This window comes from Paracnuella aquatica (assembly GCF_003332885.2).
In the GTDB taxonomy this organism is placed as follows: Bacteria; Bacteroidota; Bacteroidia; order Chitinophagales; family Chitinophagaceae; genus Flavisolibacter; species Flavisolibacter aquaticus.
The window spans coordinates 252,656-272,898 of sequence record NZ_QOWJ01000004.1 but is presented as its reverse complement, the minus strand read 5'-3'; the positions used below and the strand labels follow the sequence as shown (position 1 = coordinate 272,898).

The 20,243-nt window shown below is 49.8% G+C and carries 15 protein-coding genes; 3 read left to right on the top strand and 12 right to left on the bottom strand.

The window, feature by feature from the left end:
* Positions 1–9: 9 nt before the first annotated feature.
* The 4 genes from DRJ53_RS08815 to DRJ53_RS08795 form a co-directional block, all read right to left on the bottom strand.
* Positions 10–840 carry a hypothetical protein gene (locus DRJ53_RS08815; protein WP_123893453.1) on the bottom strand — a complete coding sequence of 277 codons (831 nt, stop codon included), beginning with the start codon at positions 838–840 and terminating at the stop codon, positions 10–12.
* 267 nt (positions 841–1,107) lie between these two features.
* Positions 1,108–3,612, bottom strand: coding sequence for a sensor histidine kinase (locus DRJ53_RS08810; RefSeq protein ID WP_162303839.1), 2,505 nt, complete (start codon positions 3,610–3,612; stop codon positions 1,108–1,110).
* 379 nt (positions 3,613–3,991) lie between these two features.
* Positions 3,992–5,449 carry a glycogen-binding domain-containing protein gene (locus DRJ53_RS08800; RefSeq protein WP_162303838.1) on the bottom strand — a complete coding sequence of 486 codons (1,458 nt, stop codon included), beginning with the start codon at positions 5,447–5,449 and terminating at the stop codon, positions 3,992–3,994.
* A complete protein-coding gene (locus tag DRJ53_RS08795; RefSeq protein ID WP_123893451.1) occupies positions 5,446–6,468 on the bottom strand; it encodes an aspartyl protease family protein in 1,023 nt (340 codons plus the stop codon). Before DRJ53_RS08795 ends, DRJ53_RS08800 begins: the two co-directional genes overlap by 4 nt.
* 213 nt (positions 6,469–6,681) lie before the next feature.
* Here DRJ53_RS08795 and DRJ53_RS08790 point away from each other — a divergent pair, with 213 nt between their 5' ends.
* Complete coding sequence (locus tag DRJ53_RS08790; RefSeq protein ID WP_114235238.1) at positions 6,682–6,888, top strand: hypothetical protein; 207 nt, start codon at positions 6,682–6,684, stop codon at positions 6,886–6,888.
* 79 nt (positions 6,889–6,967) lie between these two features.
* On the opposite strand, the gene DRJ53_RS08785 is transcribed toward DRJ53_RS08790, so the two are convergent.
* The 7 genes from DRJ53_RS08785 to sucD form a co-directional block, all read right to left on the bottom strand.
* Positions 6,968–7,666 (bottom strand): PRC-barrel domain-containing protein, encoded by a 699-nt coding sequence (locus tag DRJ53_RS08785; RefSeq protein ID WP_114235237.1) that lies wholly within the window; start codon positions 7,664–7,666, stop codon positions 6,968–6,970.
* Positions 7,667–7,737: 71 nt separating this feature from the next.
* Positions 7,738–7,914, bottom strand: a complete 177-nt coding sequence (locus DRJ53_RS21285) for a hypothetical protein (RefSeq protein ID WP_155523205.1) — start codon at positions 7,912–7,914, stop codon at positions 7,738–7,740.
* A gap of 139 nt (positions 7,915–8,053) precedes the next feature.
* Positions 8,054–9,109 (bottom strand): NAD(P)/FAD-dependent oxidoreductase, encoded by a 1,056-nt coding sequence (locus DRJ53_RS08780; protein WP_114235236.1) that lies wholly within the window; start codon positions 9,107–9,109, stop codon positions 8,054–8,056.
* A 174-nt stretch (positions 9,110–9,283) separates the two neighbouring features.
* Complete coding sequence (locus tag DRJ53_RS08775) at positions 9,284–9,667, bottom strand: rhodanese-like domain-containing protein (RefSeq protein WP_114235235.1); 384 nt, start codon at positions 9,665–9,667, stop codon at positions 9,284–9,286.
* A 77-nt stretch (positions 9,668–9,744) separates the two neighbouring features.
* Positions 9,745–11,676: an alpha-2-macroglobulin family protein gene (locus DRJ53_RS08770; RefSeq protein WP_123893449.1), complete on the bottom strand. Its 1,932-nt coding sequence runs from the start codon at positions 11,674–11,676 to the stop codon at positions 9,745–9,747.
* A 106-nt stretch (positions 11,677–11,782) separates the two neighbouring features.
* Positions 11,783–13,186, bottom strand: coding sequence for a hypothetical protein (locus DRJ53_RS08765; RefSeq protein ID WP_123893447.1), 1,404 nt, complete (start codon positions 13,184–13,186; stop codon positions 11,783–11,785).
* A gap of 457 nt (positions 13,187–13,643) precedes the next feature.
* The gene (sucD, locus tag DRJ53_RS08760; protein WP_114235232.1) at positions 13,644–14,528 is read right to left on the bottom strand and encodes a succinate--CoA ligase subunit alpha; all 885 of its coding nucleotides are present in this window, start codon (positions 14,526–14,528) and stop codon (positions 13,644–13,646) included.
* Positions 14,529–14,834: 306 nt separating this feature from the next.
* On the opposite strand from sucD, the gene DRJ53_RS08755 reads away from it, so the two are divergent.
* Both DRJ53_RS08755 and DRJ53_RS08750 read left to right on the top strand, forming a co-directional pair.
* The gene (locus tag DRJ53_RS08755; RefSeq protein WP_114235231.1) at positions 14,835–15,653 is read left to right on the top strand and encodes a purine-nucleoside phosphorylase; all 819 of its coding nucleotides are present in this window, start codon (positions 14,835–14,837) and stop codon (positions 15,651–15,653) included.
* The gene (locus DRJ53_RS08750) at positions 15,653–17,656 is read left to right on the top strand and encodes a putative porin (RefSeq protein WP_114235230.1); all 2,004 of its coding nucleotides are present in this window, start codon (positions 15,653–15,655) and stop codon (positions 17,654–17,656) included. Before DRJ53_RS08755 ends, DRJ53_RS08750 begins: the two co-directional genes overlap by 1 nt.
* Positions 17,657–17,970: 314 nt before the next feature.
* On the opposite strand, the gene DRJ53_RS08745 is transcribed toward DRJ53_RS08750, so the two are convergent.
* Positions 17,971–20,193 carry a glutamine synthetase III family protein gene (locus tag DRJ53_RS08745; RefSeq protein ID WP_114235229.1) on the bottom strand — a complete coding sequence of 741 codons (2,223 nt, stop codon included), beginning with the start codon at positions 20,191–20,193 and terminating at the stop codon, positions 17,971–17,973.
* Positions 20,194–20,243: the final 50 nt, after the last annotated feature.

Genomic DNA, 20,243 nt, shown 5'->3' with positions numbered 1-20,243 from the left:
CTATGCCTGTTATTTCAGCCGTTCGTATACTTCGGTATCTTTTCCGCCCTCCCATTGAATGGTTTGTTCAAAATGATCTTTATCCAGCATTTTTATTTTTACGGTCACTGGTTTGTTTACCAATACCGTTTTGAACGAGGAACTGGTGTTGTTTTCAATAAGTTCATCCTTGCCGTTCATTTTAAAATTGCCATAACCATAAAATGAAACCGGCTTGTTGGTAGTGGCATCTTTGGTTGTATTTACCCAGGCAAAATTACCCCGGTGATAAAACTTGAATTGCGTGTGCCCTTCCCTTGTTTGGGTAGTCCCATCATTTGCAACTGAAATTACTTTTGTTTGTTTCCAAGCACCGTCAAGTGGCGAAACCAAATCTTTGTCCACCCGGTCGTATTCTTCTATAAGTTTCCAACTAATGTTGTCCGCACCGGGGGCAAACTGAATGACCTGTGCATAGCCGTTTCCCGTTTGGTTGATGGCCAATTCAAATTGATCTTTCACCGCTCCCTGTTCGCTGGTATAAAATACATCTTCGATTACTTTTCCATTGTTGATGCGGTAAGTTCCTACACCATAAACGGCCAGCGAATCATCGGGGCCGGGGTGCACATACAACATGTGTCGGCCGGTAAAAATCTTTATTTGCTTTGCCTGCATCAGGCTGTCCTTTGTTCCATCGTTGGCTACCTGGCGTGTCAATAAATAAGCGCCACGCATGTCTAAAGCGTTTTTATTGCTGGCAAATGTTTTGGCGTCTTTTTTGGCAGCCGGTTGGGCAATGCTGTTTGCGGCAATCAATAAAAAAACGCAACTCAGAAGCATTGAATGAATACGTAGCATTTGGTTGTATTTATTTGGTGAAGAGATCAGGTTAGCGGCGAAGCAGGGGCGAGGGCATAATCAGGAAGGGTATTCTAATGTATTGCCTTAAAATGGCAAATCCTATAGCTCAGGTTTGAATTAGGTGCACCTAAAAATGCAGAAACCTGTTTGGTTGTGGCGGGCTGATAACAAGTCTTGAAGGGAACTAAAAAAGCCATCCTGCCACTGTACTGTGGACCGGATGGCTTTTTGAAAATTGTTCGCAACTAATGCGTAGCAACGTATTTAATTACTGGCTGCAAGCGAGTGGAACATAAAGGCTGTTTCAGCGGGCAGCGGAAAGGAAGCCCGTATAGTACAACCCTTTCCAGGCCTTGTTTCCAGCATAAACTGCCCATTCATATTTTCGGCCCTAGTGCGCATGTTGGTAATGCCAATGCCTACCCATTTTTCCTTGCTGTTAAAGCCTTTGCCATCATCGCGGATAGTGAGCTGCAGCGTATCGTTTTGATACTGTAAAATGATCTCCGCACGGGAGGCGCCTGCATATTTAATGATGTTGTTCAAACCCTCTTGGATGATGCGGTAGATGCTCAGGTGCAGGTCTTCGGAGATGTGCAGTTTTTCGATGCCCTGCTGCTTGAAGCACACCATTAATTTATTGGTCAGGTTAACGCTTTCCACCAGGTCGGCAATGGAGTCGTGCAGCGTGATCTTGCCCAGCGTAGGAGCAGAAAGCCGTTTGGAAATGCTGCGGATTTCGTTGATACAATCCTGCAGGTATTGCGTGGAGCGCTCCAATAGTGCCCGGTCTTCGCGGTAGCCGCTCAGGTACATTTCGTTGTACAGCTTTACGGTGGTGAGCACCTGGTTTACATTGTCGTGCAGCTCCAGGCCCAGTTTCGACCGCTCGGTTTCCTGCGCTTTGATCACCGCCGATGTAATTTCTTTTTGCTTGTTGCGCAGTTCGGCGTCCAGGCGTTTTTGCAACTCCACGCGGTCGGTAATGTCCCGCGCATTTACAATGATGCCGCCAATAAGCGGGTTGGCCGAATGATCGATGCCTTTCGATTCGAGCCAAACATAATGACCTTCCCGGTGCCGGAAACGGTGCTGCACACCGGTCAGTGCTTCGTTTGTTTTAACCCGCTCCATGCCGGCCATTGTTTCCTGCATATCATTGGGGTGTATATATTCGCCCAGGTGTTTGCCCAGCAGTTCATTTGCTGTAAAACCCAAGCACTTCGAAACGCTGTCGCTTACATAGGTAAAGCAACCCTGCATGTCGAGGATGACAATCAGGTCGGAGCCTTCCTGCACCATTGCTTTAAATTTCTGTTCGCTAAACGCCAGTTCCTGTTCCGCTTTTTTCCTTTCGGTAACGTCTTTGGCAAAAGCAACATACCGCGACAGTTCGTTGGCTTCATTCAGCACCGGCTGTATGTTGAGCGACACCCAATAAGGCCTGCCGCTTTTGCTGTGGCAAAGGGCTTCCATTTGCACATGGCCACCCGTATTTACGGTTTGCTGAATATGCCGGTCGTCGGCTGCACTGAACGTACTGGCAAATACTTCGTTTGGTGTTTTGCCCAATACATCTTCAGCGTCATATTCGCTAAGCGTGCAGAAGGCTTTGTTTACCCAGGTAATGCGGTTTTCTTTGTCAGTGATCAAAATCGATTGCGTCGATTCTTCAGCTATCATGGAAAGTTCGCGAATGCGATCGTCGATCACTTTTTGTTCGGTGATGTCGCGGCTATTGTACACCAGCCCGTTTATATCAGGATCGTCCAGCAGGTTCGTCACGGTTGAAGCAATCCAGCGCCAGTTGCCTTCGCTGTTACGAAAACGGATCGGACCAACTTCCAGCTGCTTCTGGTTAAATGCCTGTTGTAGCAAAGCTTCAACGTTCACTGCATCTTCGGGGTGAATAAAATCGGTGACCGATTTTCCCATAACATAATCAGTGGTAAAGCCAAGCAATGTTTCCACGCTTTGCCCCACATATTGGTACCGTCCTTCGCCATCCAGAATGCCCACCATATCGGTGCAGTTTTGCACCAGCTTGCGAAATTTATTTTCACTTTGCTGCGCTGCCTGCTCCGAAAGTTTTTGCTGGGTTACATCCTGCAAAGTGCCAATGGTGTAGCAATGCCTGCCCGCTACGTTGTAATACATTTCGCGGTGGTGGTGTAGGTGTACCACCGTTCCATCGGGGCGGATGATGCGGTACTGGTGCTGGCGGTTTACGGAGGTGTCGGTCTGTATAAATTCAGCCCTTACCCACTGGTCTTCGGGGTGCAGCAGGTTCCACAGGTGGTCGATGGTAAAATCGGGCACCTCCTGTTTGGTGAGGCCCGTAATGGCGTAGATATTTTCCGATAAGTACTGAAAACGGCGGTTGATTACATCAAATTCAAAATTGGCCACACCGGCAATTTCCTGCGCTTTCAACAGGCGGCGCTCCAGTGCCCGCTGCCCCGATCCATCGCGGGCTACACAATACAGAAGTTCATCTTCTTTGCTCCACCTTGCCGACCAGCTCACATACACGATGGAGCCGTCCTTGCGGCGGTAGCGGTTTTCGTGGTGGTGGGTAAATGCAACGGCAGTATTATCGGCAATGGCCTTCAGTGTGTGGTACACATCCTCCTGCAGGATAAAATCGGTAAACGGGCGGCCCACCATTTCGGAAGGCTCATAACCCCAAAAGGTTGGCGATGCATCGCTGACATAGCGGATGATGCCGTTGCGGTCGAATACGCAGACTACGTCCACGATATGTTTCATCAACCTGGATGGGTCAAATTTGTAGGATATTGGCCCGGTCCCTTTTTGATCAGGGATTGCGTGGGCATGGATTTTCATGAATACAAAGATTTGAAAAAATGGGTCGCGTTTATTTGATGCGGGTTAATGTTTGCCGAAAAGATGCGCAAATACACAATAATACCTATGTGCCTACAGCGCTTGTACTTAATTTTTTCAGGTAAAAGCAGCAAAGCAAATAGGGGAGCGGGTTTGGGGCGCTGCAGTTTTTCAACAAAAGCCGTTTTTGCTTCGGCAAAAAACAAATCAAATTGCATCATCAAACCAAGAAAATGCGGGCTACAGATGTTGATTTTTTTGAATAAAAATGTTGCAGAAAAATGCGCAAAATGCCATGAGATTAACGACCAAACCAGAGGATGGAATTACCGGTTTTGTGTTCGTTTTGCTCCCATAATTTATTCTCCGGGTCCAGTATCCACTGGCCATCCACCACAAATTTATACCGCTGTTTTCCGTTCCACAGGTGCAGCGGCAGCACCCATTCGTTGCCCCGGCGTTGCATGGGAAAAGATGTTGGGTTCCAGTTGTTGAAATCGCCAGCCAAAAACACCCGCTTTGCTTGGTCAAAACCTTTTAGCCTGAACGTATGGTTGGCGCCCAGCACAAAATGCGAGTTGTTGCCGGCTACAGGTGGATTAGCCGGGTCGGACGTCCATTGGCCATCCACCAAAAAGCGGTATTCATAATTGCCCGGACCCAGCACATAAGGCAGTTCCCATCCGTTGGCTGTTTTACGCATCTGCAGTTCAAACGGCCGCCAGTTGTTGAACGAGCCGGCTACCCGCACTTCTTTGGCAGCTGTAAACCCAGGCAGTTGAAACAGGTATGGTTTGCCCAAAGCGACGTATGAGTTATAGCCGCCTTCGCCGTCGGGCAACTGTTTGGGGTTTTGTGGATCTGTTACCCATTTGCCATCGGCTACAAACTTGTATGCGTGTGTTCCTTCGGAAAGATAGAGCGGCAATACCCAGCCCCGCTCGGTGCGCTGCATGGCCAACTCACGGGGCCGCCATTGGTTGAACGAGCCGGCGAGGTACACATTTTTGGCGCCTTCAAAACCGGGCAACAAAAACACCGTATTTGTTTGGAAAAAAATAGAATTAATGTTGCCTTCGCCATCGTTTTCGCGTTGCTGGTTATCGGCATCTACCATCCAGTGGCCATCTGCAATAAACTTGTACCAGTATTTTCCGCCGCCCAGTTTTACGCCCACTTCCCAACCACCTTCGGTGCGCTTCATGGGCAGGGCTTCCGGGTCCCAATTGTTGAACGAACCGGCCAGCATAACTTGCCGCGCATTTTCATGGCCACGCAGAAAAAAGCGCACTACCGAATCGCGGCTTGTTTCAAAAGCAGGCTTGTTGCGAAAGCGGTTATGCCCAAGCGTGAGTCCGTTGTTGGTAGCCGGAAAGCGTTGTGCAAAAGTTGGTTTTGTTTCTGTAAAACGAATGCGGTTTTCTGGATTATTCCATTCTTCAAAATGCTGGAAACCTTTGGTGATGATCAGCGTTTTCCGGTTGGTTTGCGCCACCCGCCAGCCTGCTTTGCCCAAAGCCTCGGCGCTGTTTTTAAACACCAGTTCATTGAGCTGCAGGTGCTGCAGGTCGAACTGTGCCACAAAAGAATCAAGCGTAGCAGCTGAAATATTGCGGTCGATTTTTATCTGCATCCGCCCGTCTTTGACGGTGTATGATGGAAACAGCACCTGTGCCTGCAGCAGCAGTGGCAGCAAAAAGTAGACTGCACAGGCCATGATGCGTACCACCCGGCGCGACTTCCATATGGTACGGCTCATTTCCATAAATACATTTTTCTGGTCACAAAATTAAACCCGATTTTTTTCAGCGGCATAAAATGCAGCCCAATCACGCCGTGCACGCCCATATTTTGCGAAAAGCAGGTATGCTCCAGGTTAGCAATGAGCACCGGCATGGGTTCCAGCGTATTGGCTCCCAGCTGCAGGCCATTGGCATTGCCGCGCAACGCCTCCACATCTTTGGTGCTGGTGCCTTTAATGGTCATGCGGCCAATGATGGATACATGGTTCAGGATGCTTTCCGGCAGCCGGCTGTCGAGGATGCCGGTTTCGGCGCCACTGTCCAGCACCAACTTTAATTTTTTTCCTTTTAAATGAAGGTTCAGCATCACCTGGTTGTTTTGCACCGCTATTTCTTCCGTTAAAAAGCCCGCCTGTTGCAGGTGCGGACTGTTGTATTTGGCGCCTTCGCGGCGGCCAATCCGGTGAAAATATACCATGCCGGATTCATAATCAATCACCATTTCACAGTTTTTCAACAGCTCGTAACCAATCAAACCCAGTACTTTAATGCCTTTGCTGTTTTCAATCTGGCCCAAGTCCACCAGGTCGGCTTCAAAATGGTGGTAGGCCATGGCGCCAATTCCAAAATTTTTGACCGTGGTTTTTTGAATGGCCGATGCGGTGCCCGAAACGCTGGTGTGCTCTTCGTTGGAAACCACGCTGACGGGATAGTGGCGGAAATAAACCTGGTTGAGCACCAGGTGCGGTGCACCAGTGTCGAGGATAAAGTTGCCCTCCACACCATCCACCACGCCTTTAAGCACAATGAGGTTGCCTATGCGGTTAAACGGTACCGCAGTACTCAACGAGTCGTCCTGCTTGGCGGGGTCAAAAATCTCGATCCATTTTATTTCAGCGCCTGCAGGCTTTACAGCGGCAGGTAATGGGCGCCCTTCAATGGGCAGTGTTTTGAACGATGCACACAATAGGGCCAGCAGCACCAGCAGCATGGTCCTGATGAATATTTGGGCAAATATGGTTTTGGTGTGCAGCAAAGCGCCGGCTCTTGGTTTTGCTATGTAACGACGCTTGACGCAGTTAGGTTACCCGCTTTATACCAGCGGTTAAATAGCAGTATGGACCGGCCTATGTGTTAAGGCTTTACCAATCACCACTTGTAAAAAGGATGTGTACTGCCCTTAATATGGCAGCTTTTTTGAAACAAGAACCAGTGATGATCGATTTGTTAAACCATAAAATTTTGAGCTATGGCAAAAAATGAAATAGAGCGGAGCCAGCAGCAGGACCAGGGCGTAACCATTGGTACGCAGGGCAACAACGACATGGTGATACCGGGACCAGCTACACATGGCAGCCATGAACAAGAGCAGGGATCGGAGCACCAAATTCCCAACCAGGACAAATCTTCGGCTAACCGTAACCGGAATACGGAGCAGGAGCGCAACAGTGATTAAGTTTTGGGCTAGCCCCAAAAAGAGCGGCATGTTTACCCGAAGGAAACATGCCGCTCTTTTATTTTAAGCTGCGTTTATTTTAAATATCCCGATGCTTGCCGGTTCTGCGGTAGTATTCGTCGTCGGTTTCGGCGCGGTGGCGCTGGCCGTCTTCAAATCCACGGCGATATGCCTCGTCGTTATCGCGTTTGGCGTGGGTGTCGTTATAGTCCAGGTCGCTGCGCCGTACGGGCTCGTTGTGGTACACCGGCCGGTCGGTAGCGGGTGTTTGGGAAACAAAACCCTGCCGGCGGCGCAGCATGTTGTTGTCGTCAAAATGCTCGTGGTTGTAAAAGCCTTCATCCACATCGGTTTGGGACAGGCCACCCTGCTGCGTGGAGCCCAGCGCTGTGTTGCCGAAAATAAAGCGCACATCGTGCTCGGCCTTGGCGCCCAACCGCGACTTATTGTAGCTGGGCAGGGCCCGCAACTGAAACGCATTTACCGAAGGCAAAAACACATCGTTGTCCGATGCATCCAGTTCAGCCATGCCAATGGGCACCAACACGGTGCGGCGGTCCAGCTCCAGTTCGGGTGTGTCCAGTATCTGCAGCACCATATAGCGCACTTTGCCGGCCCTGATGTCGAAGATCAGGTCCTGCACGGTACCGAATTTCAGTTTGTTGGCGTCCCGCACATCCCAGCCGCGGATGTCGGGCTGGTTTTTTGGAATCGTGTAATCGCTGCCGCTCAGTTCGCGGAGCCGGGTGGTAGGTTCGGGTGTTTTTTTACCAAACATATACCTGTATTTTATGGCAGGCTACAAGCCCGCCGGTTGATGAATATTTTTTAGCGCAAATACCTCGGTAGCTACCGCGTGGCCGGTGCTGCGGTTGAATCGTATGCTGCATCGGGTGTGGTGGTAACCGCCGCTGGTTCGTCGTTGTTATACAGTAGGAAAAATGCCAGTACGGCCAAAATGATTAGGGTGAGAATGATCCAGGGTAGGGGAGACTTTCTTTTTTTTACTACATCGAGGTCTGCCATATGGTTACATTTTTGGGTTCGATATAGTACAGTAAAAATTTATGCCACCGAAGAATTGTGGTTTGAAGGCACATAGTTATGCGCAGCAAAATGCTACCTGATCATTTAGCTGCTGCATTTAAAACAATAGGTTGTTTCCTTAAAATTTCGTCAGCACCCGTTCAAAACGTTTCACGTCGGCTTCTGGCGTAATGGGTGTGCCGTGCACCAGGTGCGCTGCAAATTGGTGGGCAAAATACGGTGCCAGCGAAGTGCCTTTGGTGCCCAACCCGTTGAAAATGCCAACGGCCGGATGCTGCGGGTGCAGGCCCACAAACGGGCGGCGTTCCACCGTGGCGGGGCGGATGGCTGCTTTGTGGTCCACCACGGTAAAGGGCAGCTTCAGCCAGTCGCGCAGGTGTTGTTCGGTCCGTTGCCGGAACTCAGGCGTTGGCGCCGCATCGGCAAACCGGTTTTGGTACGTAGAGCCCACCCAAAACAAACCCTTTTGCGCCAGCGGTGCCAGCAGGTGCGATTGCTTAAAAATGTGCTTGTCTTCCAGCCCGGCACATTCAATAAACAGCGCTTCACCTTTGTTGGCGGAAAAGGGAAGGGCCCGGAACCATTTGTTTGCTTCGCCCTGGTGCCCTTCGCAAAAAATGATCTTTTGCGCATCAATGTCTTCATACCTCACGCCATCGGGCTGCACCGTAAGTGCTTCGGGGTTAAACCGGTGATCGCGGAAATGTTGCGGCATAGCGGCCCGCCAGGCCTGCATCAGCAACTGCAGGTCAACGCAAAAAGCGGGGCGTACCTGGCCGCAGCCGTAGTGGTAATTGAAAAAGTTATTGAAATGGTTTTGGTCGGGGTAAGTGTGCAGGTAAGTATCATCTTCGGTGATGCGGGTAACAAACAGATCGCGGCTTTCGCTGTTGGGAAAAAACCGGATCATGTCGAGGTGACGCACCACCTGCACCTGCAAAAAAGTTTCCATTTCGCTATACGTGGTACGGGCAAATGGCAACAGTTCTTCAATCATCCAGCTGCGCACAAAACGCCTGCCGGTAACGGGGTTGATGATGCCGGCAGCTACCCTTGAAGAAGTGATGGGCGCCGCTTCATCCAGCACCAAAAAAGATTTGCCTGCCCGGTGCAGGGCCCACGAAAGCATGGTGCCTGCAATGCCCTGTCCGATGATGAGGTAATCCACTTGCATGGTTCAAAGGTACAGGCGCAGCTATTTCGGTTGTGCGTCCTGTTTGTATTATGAAGTGTCGTCTTAGTGTTTTTCCAAAAGCAAGTTTGGGATGATGAATATGTGGGTGAAGGCACACGAAATTCTGTCCGGATGTGTATCCAGCCTGTAATAGTTGCAACCTTATTTTTTTAATTACTGCTCTACGTTTTTGCCGGCTTCTTTCCATGCCTTAATGCCGCCATCCAAATGCGCTACATTTTCATAACCCATTTGTTTGAGCGTAGCAGCGGCCAGCGCCGATCTGCCGCCAGAAGCACAATGCAAAATGATGCGTTTGGATTTGTCAAACTCCGGCTTGTGATAAGGCAGCGTTTCGTCGGCATAAAACTCCAGCATGCCGCGGGGCGCATGCACCGACCCGGGGATCTTCCCTGTTTGCGACAACTCTTCTTTTTCGCGGATGTCGATCAGCGTTGCGCCGCCGTCGCGCAGCGATGTTTCCACCTCATCGGGGCTGAGGTTTTCAATTTGTTGCTTGGCTTCCTTAACCAGTTCTGTTGCAGATTTTGCGGCCATAGTTAAAGGTTTATTGGTTCACTAAATCTACAACAGTGTGTCTTGAAAGGCAAATTGCTTTTTAGGAAGTCGGCCGTTTATTCAATCTCCATTTTTACTATGCCTTGCCTAGCCAGTGCCTTCCCGGTGCGCATTTCTGTAAGTTCTGTAATACCGCTGTGAAAAGTGCCGCGGTGCGCCGCTTTTATGCGGTAGGTAAATGTGGTGCGGCCGGCCGGCAATTTGGTCAACCACCATCTTTTTGCACCCAACATGTTCTGCTCAAAAATGCTTGCATTTATACTGGTAGTGCCCAGTGGTGCAAAGCCCGCGGGCCAACCCGATTGAAGCTGAAGCCCCGTTCTTTCTTGGTCGTTAGTCACCTGTAATTTTACTTCCATAGTATCGCCCAGCAAAACCGGAATTCCTTCGCTCCATGGTGTCTTTTTTCCTCCTTTGCATAAAAAGATTTCACGCTGGAGGTCAACTCCATTAACGGGGTCTACATACTCATCAAAATATTGCCAATAAGCCACTGTAATAGGCATAGAAGCTCCCCCCGTTTTGCCCACTGTAATGTTGCCCGCTGCGGGATGCACCAAACCTGCATCAACCGTAGTTGTATAGAAGTATGCATTTGCCGGCAAGGTTCGTGGCGGCAGGTTGCCCATTTGCACAGACGTGGGTTGCAATTGAACCAAATGCGCATTGTTGACTAAAAGCGCATAGGCGGCACCGGTAGTTGCCGATGGATTCTGCCAGCCATCGGGATTGCCTGTTTGCAAAAGGGGTAAAATAAGGCTGTCTGCTGCTTTCCTGTTGTTTACAAGCGTTGCTGCTCCCAACAATAAACTTGTTTCGCTTGCCAATTGGTGCCTGTTATCCAAGCTAGGTGCTGATGGTTTTTGTTGCTGCAAAGCAAGCATTAAAACGTTTTTTGCCTGTGCGGTATCTCCCCTGCGCCACAGCACCATCGCCATCATGGCCTGTGTTCCCAGGCTTTCCCTGCCCAACGTTGCTGAAATATTTATGGCATTGGAAAATTTTTTGTCGGCCGGCTGCAACAAACTTTCGAGGTAAGCCAGGCTAATTGCAGACAATTCGGCTTTTGACTTTATCAAAAATCGCACAGCGTTTTTGGTCATGTTGTTTATTGCACTGTGCTGTGCTGCAGGTATTGCCGAACGGTGGATCAATCTAGCCAGTGTTATGGCAACAGTATGCGTTGTCGTTGCATCGGTATTGCTGCCACGCCAGGCGGCAAAGCCACCAGAGGCTTGTTGCGTTAGTTGTAAGGTGTGCAGTGCTGCTGTAAATTGTTGTCGCAGGTAAACCAGCTCAAAAGCCTGCAAGTTTATTTCCTTCGCCATTGCATTGGCAGCTTCGGGTTGTTGGCCTACAAACTGCATTAAAATACCAGCGGCAAACAAGCGGTTCGCTGCTGCCTCGGCGCCAGGGTTTTCTTGCTGCAGCAAATGGCCCAATGCCGCATATGCAAAAGGCGCTGGCGTAGCCGCCATTTGCACCTGCAGCGCCGCCTGTTGCAGGCTTTCGTTTTCGCCGCTGTTTACCAACTGCGGAATAGAAAAGGTTCCACTGCCTTTATGCACTGCAGATTGTGTGTGTAGTTGCCGGTTTGGAAGCACCGGCACAAGCGCATTCACCGTTGCCGTATCTGCTGCGGCACTGGCCACGTATCGCAGCCTTGCCGTTTTGAAAAAAGTATAAGGCACTTCCACCGGGAAACGCACTGTAGCGCTATCTGCCGGTGATGCGGTAAAATATTGGTTCGGAAAAAAGTTTTGAAACCACCCGTCCACAGCAGTGCCTGATGTTGCATCCTGCAGTTGCAGCTCGGATTGACCGGTAACCTCTTTATTGCTGTTGTTTTTTACATGCAGCAACAACTCCATCCGGTCGCCAGGGCGCAGAAACTGGGGTACCGCCGAACGCAGCACTAACGACTGGGCCGTAACCGTTGCCGATAAAAAGAGGAATAGAATGGCGCAACAAAAAGTGGAACAACGCATAACCGGGTTCAAAGCGCCAAAATAAGATTTTGTTGCACTGCACAATGGTTAAAGTAGCGCCAAGCCAATGATCGAATATAGCCTGACGCCTGAAGCAATCTATTTCTTAGAAAATAACATGCGTAATGCCGATGGAAAAATTACCCAGCAAATCACGGCGTTTGAAATTCTGACCAAACCATGGACTGCCATCTTCCATTTTTTGTTGGTAATGCTCGTAGCTGGCACCTGCCTGGAACGAAAGCCTTGTGTTGTAGCTGATAAAGTAGTCGCCGTTCAGGTAAAGCCCCGGCTTAATGCTGGTAATTGAACGAGCCAAATTGTCGCCACCCAACAAATTCCAAGTGCCTGTCATGTTAAATCCGCCAGTAACAATAGTCCTGTTGTTGGGATAATATCCCATTTCGTAAAAAAGATCGGCATGATAAACGGACGACTCGTCATTAACGGTTTGCTCCGGTGTGTTGGTGGCCGTTTGTTTAATACGTAAGCCGTTGCGGGTGTAGCTTGCCGAGGCACCCATGTTGCGTTGCCACTTTAGCGAAACGGGCACATGGCGGCTAAAGCCCAGCACGGGTTTCAGGTTGTACCCATTATTATTTCTAATGGCTTCAGAATCCTTCTGATCAATGGTGCTTTTTTGAACGACGCGTAACCAACTAGCTCCAGGTGTTACGTTGACATACCAACGAGTGCCGGATGCTCGGGTGGGGTTAAATGCCAGCGCCCAGTTGTCGTTGATCGTGGTAAAAACGCGTATATCGCCGGTGCCGGTCAATCCTTCCCGCTGCAAAAAATCATGGATGGTAGTGAGTTCATAGATACGGCGGCGGCGGCTGTCGAACACTCTTCGGTTGTTGATGGCCGTTATAACCTGCGCCAGCTTCAGTGTTGTTTGCTCGTCGGCAGGTCGTTGCAGCAAACCTTGTTGTTGCAGATCGTTTAAAATAAAAAAAGCCATTTGTGCGTCCTGCACCAGTTCTATCCGGCCACGGCCAAAGCCCAGAGTAACAGAGCCTGCCAACTGGGGGTTGTTGGTTTTTTGTATACTGCTGGAGTCGGTTGAGCGGCTGCCTGAAGTCGTAGCAAAAGCGTTGCCGCCCAGTTCCCAGAACCAATTATTTGCCCTGTAGTTGCGTTGGGTAATAGATGCATTTACCGAGGCGGATCCATTACGTGACTGTCGGTCTGTTTTTGAAAAGCCATTTTCCGCTTTGTTGCCGGTTGACGAAAACTGGCTGCCTACGCTGATTCCGGCTTGCTGCCAAATGCGGTCGGTGCTTTTGAAACTAGCGAATGATACATTGGTAGGCTGCAGCGCAAAATTGCGCATAATCGCCTGGCCGTTGCCGCTCTTGCCATTGGTGTACACACCACTCATGCCGGAGTTGACCGTTAGTGCCCGAAAGCCTGGTGTGCGGTATTTGTAGTTTTTGAGCAGCGTACTGTCTTGTGCAAATGCCGGAATGGTAGCCAATGTTAAGTAGGCGTAGAGTAGATTTTTTCTCATGGCAAATTAGTCTTGAGTGTTGATTTATTACCAAATCAACTGAATTTTAAAATGGCAAACTGTTGCAGAAATGATAAAGAAAAGATGAGGGCTATGAATTTATTTTTAAGCAGATACATGTCGTCTTTTGGTAACGGTATTATTTTAAATGTCCATTCTTATTCTACAGAGTAAGCGGTTATGTTTAATTCTAAGAAACTGCCATGCCGAACATGTTTCGGCAGCTCCATTGAAAAGAAAAGACATCATTAAAACAGCGTATGATTGTATTTTTTTGGCAGCATTCGCTAGTACGAAGGAGCTGCCGAAACGAGTTCGGCATGACAACTCTGAAATTGGAAAGGGTACTCGGTATTCTTAATTGAATTTGACAATGCAACTCTATTGAAGCAAAATAAAAACGCCCCTGGATCAGGGGCGTTTTTACAAATATATCAGTAACAAATGCTGCCTGAAATTAAGCAACTGCACCTTGCAGTACCTGCGCCATTGTTTTACCAATGTCGGCAGGCGAGCTTACTACGTTGATGCCGCATTCTTCCATGATCTGCATTTTAGCGGCAGCGGTATCTTCTGCACCGCCAACAATGGCACCAGCGTGGCCCATGCGGCGTCCCGGAGGCGCGGTTTGGCCGGCGATAAAACCAACAACTGGTTTCTTGTTACCGGTTTCTTTAATCCAGCGGGCAGCTTCGGCTTCCATGCCGCCACCAATTTCACCAATCATTACGATGGCATCGGTTTCGGGGTCGTTCATGAACAGCTCCACAGCTTCTTTGGTAGTGGTGCCAATGATGGGGTCGCCACCAATCCCGATGGCAGTGGAAATACCCAGGCCTGCTTTGGCTACCTGGTCGGCAGCTTCGTAGGTGAGGGTGCCCGATTTGGAAACAATACCTACGCGGCCTTTTTTGAATACAAAGCCGGGCATGATGCCCACCTTGCACTCATCGGCAGTAATAACGCCGGGGCAGTTAGGGCCAATGAGGCGTGTGTTTTTGCCTTGCAAATAATTTTTCACTTTAACCATGTCCTGCACCGGAATGCCCTCGGTGATGCACACTACCAGCGCAATGCCGGCATCGGCAGCTTCCATGATGGCATCGGCGGCAAATGCCGGCGGCACAAAAATGATGGAAACATTAGCACCGGTTTCCTGCACGCATGCTGCTACCGTATTGAATACCGGACGGTCGAGGTGCGAAGTGCCGCCTTTGTTGGGCGTAACGCCACCAACAACGTTGGTTCCGTACTCAATCATCTGCGACGCGTGGAATGTACCTTCGGTGCCGGTAAAACCCTGAACCAGGATTTTGGAGTCTTTATTTACAAGAACGCTCATCGTAAAAATTTAAGTGTGGCAAATGTAAGCCGAAAAGAATAACAGGAAAACAAGAATAACGAACAGAAGAACAAGGAACAGATGAATGATGAAGTGGTACGACGAATGATAAATTATTATTTATGGATTATTAATTATTAGCGTTGTTGCAAATTCATAACTCATAATTCAACATTTAAATTCTCCTTCATCATTTTACATTCCTTGTTCCTTGTTCAATATTCTTTGCCCAACTTCATCTGTTTCTTGTTCGTCTGTTCACCTGTTCGTTATTCTTCCCATCCTGGTTATCTTTGGCGCCAATTTATGGATACCTATCAAAAGCTTCAGGAAGCAGCAGCTTACCTGCAACAGTATGCAGGCAAAAGCCCCAAGGTGGGCGTAGTGCTGGGCAGTGGCCTCGGTAACTTTGTTCAGGAAATAGAAGTGGAAACTGCTATTCCCTACGACCAGATCCCGCATTTCCCGGTGTCTACCGTGGAAGGCCATTCGGGAAAATTGATCTTTGGATCGGTTGCCGGTAAACCCATCATTGCCATGCAGGGACGCTTTCATTTTTATGAAGGCTACAGCCCCGAAGATGTAGTATTGCCCATCAGGGTAATGCGCATGCTGGGTGTGCAAACCCTGCTGCTTTCCAATGCTGCCGGTGGCGTTAATCCTGCTTTTACCGTAGGCGACCTGATGGTGATCACCGACCATATTTCTTTTGCTACCGCCAACCCGCTGATGGGCCCCAACGACAACCGCATTGGGCCACGCTTCCCCGACATGAGCGAACCTTACCGAAAATCGCTGATTCAAAAGGCGCTGCAAATAGGGCAGGAGCAAAATATAAAATTGCACCAAGGCGTTTATTTTGGCGTTACGGGGCCAACTTTTGAAACCCGTGCCGAGTACCGGCTTATCCAGATTTTGGGTGCCGATACCGTGGGCATGAGCACCGTGCAGGAATGCATTGCCGCCGTGCATATGGGTATGGATGTTTTTGCCATGAGCGTGGTTACCGACCTCGGCATCCGCGATGAAGAAAACGTGATTACCCACGAAGAAGTGCTGCAAGCCGCTAAAGCTGCGGAGCCCCATTTTGCCACCATTTTCCGCGAACTGATTCGCTCTATTTAATGCAGGTAAAATTTCTGTTGCGTTTTTTAATCTTATTCCTGGTGCTGTGCGGCGGGCTTGTGGCCTCCGCACAGGCGCCAGGTATTTTGCGGCGTCTGCCCCGCGGTGGCATGGGCGGTGGCGGCGGCTCCGATTCGTTGGAGCGCCGCAGCAAATCGGAAGACAGTGTGAATATTTCGTACCGCCTTCTCGATTCTACTTTCATCCACCGCTTCGATTCCAGCCTCAACGATTTTTCGCGATGGTTCCCGGTGCCCCCTACACACCGGTATTTGGGCAACACTGGCACAGCCACCCAGTCCCTATTGTTTGAAGGCCCCAAGCAAATTGGCTTCGATCCCGGCTTTCATAGTTTTGATGCCTATAAATGGCGTGCTGCCGACGCACAGTTTTTTACCACATCGAGGCCCTATACTCAGCTGGGTTACCTGGTGGGCGGGCAACAGGAGCAGCACATCGAAATTTTTCATACGCAAAACATCCGGCCGTACTGGAACTTTTCGCTGCGCTACCGGCTGATCAACTCGCCGGGATTTTTTCGCAACCAGCGGGCCAACCATAATAATTACCAAGTGGGCTCTTGGTACGAGTCGCCCAACAAGCGGTACAACAACTATTTCGTGCTGGTGGCCAATGCGCTGCAGGCCGGCGAGAACGGCGGCATCCTTGGCTCCCGGTTTTTGGATAGTGCCATATTCAACGACCGGTTTACCATACCTACAAGGCTGGGCGGGTCGCAGCAGTTTACCTCTTCGCTGTTTGGTGGCGGATCGCTGGCCACAGCCAATCGCTACAACGAAGTAACGGCCATCATGCGCCAGCAGTACGACCTGGGCCGGAAAGATTCGCTGGTTACTGACACATCGGTGATTCCGCTTTTTTATCCAAGGCTCCGGTTTGAACACACGCTGCAGTACAAAAACGACCGCTTCCGGTTTTACGACCAAGCCGAGGAAGACACCACCTATTACGAGACGTTTTATAAATTCGACCCGGCTACCGACTCTGTGGACCTGCAGGATCGCTGGATTGAACTAAGCAACGATTTTTCAATTTACCAATTCCCGGATGCCAAAAACCTGCAGCAGTTTTTGAAAGCGGGCATCCAGTTCCAGTTTTTGCAAGGCACCACCACCCGCGGCACGTTTAACCTGTACAACCTGATTGGGCATGGCGAGTACCGCAACCGTACCCGCAACCGCAAATGGGAAATTGGCGCCAGCGGCCGGCTGCACCTCAATGGTTTTAATGCCGGCGATTATCATGCGTACGGCTCCCTGCAGCGCAATGTGCCCCGGTTGGGCAATTTGTTGATTGGCGGCGAAAGCATCAACCGGTCGCCGTCATTTGCTTACGATACCCGCAGTTCGTTTTACCTCGATGATGCAGCTAAATCTTTTTCAAAAGAAAATACCACGCATTTTTTTGGATCGCTGGGCATTGAAAAATTGCGGTTGCGCCTCACCGGTGATTATTTCCTGATCTCGAATTACCTGTACCTCAAAAATTTTTACGAGCTGCAACAGGAAGCGGCGCTGTTCAATGTGTTGCGCATCGGTGCTTCCAAACAGTTTCGCCTTAGCCCGCGCTGGAGCCTTTACAGCGATGTGTGGGTACAACAAAAAACCGGTGATGCCGAACTGAATATACCACTTGTTTTTACCCGCAACCGGCTGGTATTTGAAGGCACTTTTTTCCGCAGGCTGAACCTGGCCACGGGCCTCGAAATGCGCTACCACACGCCATATGAGGGCGACGATTATTCGCCGGTGCTGGGCCGCTATTTTTACCAGCAGGGTTACACCATCAACAACCGCCCCGATATGGCTGCATTTTTCAATTTCCGCATCCGCACATTCCGGGCATTTGTTCGTGCCGAAAACCTGAATTCGTTTGAGTGGACTAAAGATCCTGGTTTTACCGGCAATAATATGGGTGCACCTGAGTATCCTTACCCCGGGCTTGTTATCCGGTTTGGCATCAATTGGACGTTTTTGAATTAGGGCAAAAGGCGATAGTGGGGCAACGAAGCGTTTGCCTTACTCTAAACACAAGCTCTAAACAGGTAACCAATAGACTTTTGAATATTAGTGTTGTCATGCCGAACTTGTTTCGGCATCTCCTTTACATTAGCAAAATTCCGAAGGTTGTAGGGGATGCCGAAACAAGTTCGGCATGACATTTCCGCTAAGCAAATGTTAGCTTCCTGGCGGACTGATATTAGCGTACGCCAATTACTTTCAGCTTTTCCCATTTGACCTAAATAAAAAAGCCCGCTCTTTACAGAGCAGGCTTTTTTTATGATCGGGACAATTGCTTAGCGCATAAAGAGCAGCTCGCGGTACTTAGGCAGGTACCATTCTTTGTCGTCAACCAGCAGTTCCAGTTTGTCGGCGTGGCGGCGGATTTTGTCAAAGAATGCTTCCTTCACATCTTCGGCGTACGCAATGGCTTTTTCACGGGTATTTTCCAGTGCATTGGCCTTTTTGCGGGCTTTGATCATAGCAACCACGTTGGTGCTTGTTTCGTTGATGTGGCGCGAAAGTGTTTGCAGCAACTCCACCTGGCTGTTGTAGGTGTCTTCGGCCATTCCTACTTCTTTCAAGCCTTTGATGTTGTTGATCAACAGGTTCTGGTAACGAACCGCTGCCGGCAAAATGTGGCTGGTAGCGAGTTCGGCCATCATGCGGCCTTCGATCTGTACCTTCTTGATGTATTTTTCCAGCTCAATCTCGTGGCGGGCTTCCAACTCGCTGTGCGAGTAGATGTTGTTTTCGGTAAACAGCTTGAATGCCTTTTCGGTAACCATCGCATCCAGCGCCAGCGGCGTGGTTTTTACGTTGGGCAAACCGCGACCTTCAGCTTCCTGGGCCCACTCTTCGGAGTAGCCATTGCCTTCAAACAGCACTTTTTCGGAAGACAGGATGTATTCCTTAATTACGTGCATGATGGCAATTTCTTTTTTCTCACCCTTGCCAATCAGTCCATCCACGTCGGCTTTAAATTGCTTCAAAGTGGCGGCCATGGCAGTGTTCAGCACGGTCATGGGGTTGGCGCAGTTGGCGGTAGAGCCTACAGCGCGGAACTCAAATTTATTACCGGTAAATGCAAACGGCGAAGTACGGTTGCGGTCGGTGTTGTCCATCAGCAGTTCGGGAATGCTGCGGTGGATGTCCATCTTCAGCATGCTTTCGTCCTGCTCGTCAAACTTATCGCCAACGCGTTGCTTGATGTCGTTCAGTACTTTGGTCAGGTACTGGCCAATGAACACCGACATGATTGCGGGAGGCGCTTCGTTGGCACCCAGGCGGAAGTCGTTGGATGCAGAAGCAATGGAGGCGCGGAGAATATCGGCATAATCGTGGAAGGCCTTGATGGTGTTCACAAAAAAGGTCAGGAACATCAGGTTGGTCTTCGGTGTTTTGCCGGGGCTGAGCAGGTTTACACCGGTATCGGTAGCCATGCTCCAGTTGTTGTGCTTGCCCGAGCCATTGATGCCGGCAAAAGGCTTCTCGTGCAGCAGGACACGCAGCTTATGGCGCTTGGCCACGCGGTCCATTACATCCATAAGCAGGGTGTTATGGTCTACGGCCAAATTCAGTTCTTCAAAAATAGGGGCGCACTCAAACTGGCCGGGAGCCACCTCGTTGTGGCGGGTACGCAGGGGAATGCCCAGTACATACGCTTCTTTTTCAAAGTCGCGCATAAAAGCATACACACGCTCCGGTATAGAACCAAAGTAGTGGTCTTCCAGCTGCTGGTTTTTAGCCGAGTTGTGGCCGTAAACTGTGCGGCCGCACATAACCAAGTCCGGGCGGGCATTGAACATCGCCTCATCAATCACAAAATATTCCTGCTCCCAGCCAAGGGTAGCGGTTACTTTGGTCACGTTGCGGTCGAAATAGTTGCACACATCCACTGCGGAATTGTTGAGGGCTTCAATAGCCTTCAGCAGGGGTGCTTTATAATCCAGCGATTCGCCGGTGTAAGAAACAAAGATGGTTGGAATACACAGGGTTTTGCCAAAACCTGTTTCCAGAATAAATGCAGGAGAAGATGGGTCCCATGCAGTATAGCCGCGGGCCTCAAAAGTAGCACGCAGGCCGCCATTGGGAAAAGAAGATGCGTCGGGCTCTTGCTGGATCAGCGCATCGCCTTCAAACTGCTCGATGGGGGTGCCGTCGGTTTTAAGGGTAAAAAACGAATCGTGCTTTTCGGCGGTCGTGCCGGTAAGGGGTTGAAACCAGTGTGTGTAGTGCGTTACGCCTTTGGTTTCGGCCCAGGCGCGGATGCCATGAGCAATCTGGTTTGCCATGGCGCGGTCGATTTTCTGACCGGCTTTGATCGAACCATTCAGGCTTTTATATGCTTCGTCGCTCAGGAACTGACGGGCTTTGCTCAGTGTAAAAACATTTTCACCAAAAATGCCGGTGATTTTAGCTGAACCGTTGAGGTAGCTGCCGTTACCGTTAACGGATTCCAGCAGCGAATCGGTGGAGGATTCGGTTAAACCGCTGAGGGCTTGAAAACGCAAGGACATAGATAAATTTTTGGCAAAATAAGAATTTATGCCGCAGATGTTGAAATATT

Coding starts and splice junctions, on each gene's coding strand:
- DRJ53_RS08815 (WP_123893453.1), bottom strand. CDS start 840: ATGCTACGTATTCATTCAATGCTTCTGAGTTGCGTTTTTTTATTGATT.
- DRJ53_RS08810 (WP_162303839.1), bottom strand. CDS start 3,612: ATGAAACATATCGTGGACGTAGTCTGCGTATTCGACCGCAACGGCATC.
- DRJ53_RS08800 (WP_162303838.1), bottom strand. CDS start 5,449: ATGAGCCGTACCATATGGAAGTCGCGCCGGGTGGTACGCATCATGGCC.
- DRJ53_RS08790 (WP_114235238.1), top strand. CDS start 6,682: ATGGCAAAAAATGAAATAGAGCGGAGCCAGCAGCAGGACCAGGGCGTA.
- DRJ53_RS08785 (WP_114235237.1), bottom strand. CDS start 7,666: ATGTTTGGTAAAAAAACACCCGAACCTACCACCCGGCTCCGCGAACTG.
- DRJ53_RS21285 (WP_155523205.1), bottom strand. CDS start 7,914: ATGGCAGACCTCGATGTAGTAAAAAAAAGAAAGTCTCCCCTACCCTGG.
- DRJ53_RS08780 (WP_114235236.1), bottom strand. CDS start 9,109: ATGCAAGTGGATTACCTCATCATCGGACAGGGCATTGCAGGCACCATG.
- DRJ53_RS08775 (WP_114235235.1), bottom strand. CDS start 9,667: ATGGCCGCAAAATCTGCAACAGAACTGGTTAAGGAAGCCAAGCAACAA.
- DRJ53_RS08770 (WP_123893449.1), bottom strand. CDS start 11,676: ATGCGTTGTTCCACTTTTTGTTGCGCCATTCTATTCCTCTTTTTATCG.
- DRJ53_RS08765 (WP_123893447.1), bottom strand. CDS start 13,186: ATGAGAAAAAATCTACTCTACGCCTACTTAACATTGGCTACCATTCCG.
- sucD (WP_114235232.1), bottom strand. CDS start 14,528: ATGAGCGTTCTTGTAAATAAAGACTCCAAAATCCTGGTTCAGGGTTTT.
- DRJ53_RS08755 (WP_114235231.1), top strand. CDS start 14,835: ATGGATACCTATCAAAAGCTTCAGGAAGCAGCAGCTTACCTGCAACAG.
- DRJ53_RS08750 (WP_114235230.1), top strand. CDS start 15,653: ATGCAGGTAAAATTTCTGTTGCGTTTTTTAATCTTATTCCTGGTGCTG.
- DRJ53_RS08745 (WP_114235229.1), bottom strand. CDS start 20,193: ATGTCCTTGCGTTTTCAAGCCCTCAGCGGTTTAACCGAATCCTCCACC.